1 protein-coding gene and 1 pseudogene are annotated in these 1,157 nt (G+C 48.2%); both read left to right on the top strand.

Annotation, left to right across the window (positions count from 1 at the left end; genetic code table 11):
• Nucleotides 1–152 precede the first annotated feature (152 nt).
• Nucleotides 153–311, top strand: a complete 159-nt coding sequence (locus tag QZ506_RS14375; RefSeq protein WP_291971945.1) for a lysis system o-spanin lipoprotein Rz1 — start codon at nt 153–155, stop codon at nt 309–311.
• A 316-nt stretch (nt 312–627) separates the two neighbouring features.
• Nucleotides 628–1,017: pseudogene (locus QZ506_RS14370) on the top strand (Rha family transcriptional regulator); the annotation flags it as partial.
• Between the last annotated feature and the right edge of the window lie 140 nt (nt 1,018–1,157).

The raw sequence follows: 1,157 nt of genomic DNA, 5'->3' as shown, positions 1-1,157 counted from the left end.
GGCTTTGTGTTTGATAATGGGATTGTTAGTATGAAGCATGAGAGTTACCTCGCGTTTTGTTTAAGGATTAGACACCCATATCAAAACCGGTAACTCTCAACCTTTCAAGGTCCAGTGTCAGATCTAGTCGCAACTAATACATTTGCAGCGCTGTGTTGCTGCTGGCAAGTGCGGGTTGCGCGTCAACGTCATCAAGCAAACCACCGCCACCCCCGGCATGGATGCTACGGCCAGCGCCCGACTTACTGGCGCCGCTCAACGGGATTATTTCACTCTCCGAGAGCGAATCGATACCATCACAAAGCAACTGACCGGATTGCAGCAATACGTCCGTGAACAGTGCTTGAAATAAACACCAACGCGCACTCACAAGCGCATATCACCAACAGCAGAACCTTACAGAAAAGCGGGCCTGAGAAACCCCTGGATCAGTTTTCAACCGTTGGGGTGGATCAGTTTTGCACCGTTGGTGACACCTGCAATATCCCACACGCCATGCCCGGCGTAATCAAAGCACAGAGTCTTACAGAAACAAGCCTTGGAGAAATGCTGGTTCAGGCCGGTAGCCATCTCTATGCGCAAGCGTTTCTGGGCAACAAGGCTCGTTTCTATAAGGTAACTACCGCTATGACTACATCATTAGTTGTTTTATCCAGCCATGAAGCCCCGACCATGAGCAGTCTGGAAATGGTCGATTACATCAATGCAGAGCGGAAACAAAAAGCCAAGCAGGAAGGCTTGACGTTTCCTTGCAAGAAGTATCGCAACCTTCAGCACAAGAGCTTCCTGGCAAAAGTGCCGAAAGTGTTAGGTGAAACGTCGGCAAAATTTTTTGCAGATGGTATTTTCACCAGCGGAAACGGTGCCCAGTCCATTCGCAAAATTTACAACTTCCCCAAGCGCGAAGCCTGTCTGATGGCGATGAGCTACAGCTACGAACTACAGGCTCAGGTGTTCGATCACATGACACAGCTTGAGGGTAGCAAGGACATTAACCTTCTCGATTTCTCCGGTTTAAGGCTTTGTTGAATAAATAGAACTTTTGGGTAATCATCGGAGCAGATCACCACAGTTGTTTCAAAATCAGGTCTCCATGGCAAAACAAAATTTTAAAATCACCAACTGGCCCTCTTATAACAAGGCCCTAAAGCAGCGCG

Source organism: Candidatus Symbiopectobacterium sp. (assembly GCF_020054415.1).
Lineage (GTDB): Bacteria > Pseudomonadota > Gammaproteobacteria > Enterobacterales > Enterobacteriaceae > Symbiopectobacterium.
The sequence above is the reverse complement of the archived record's forward strand: the minus strand, read 5'-3'. Positions and strand labels throughout refer to the sequence as shown.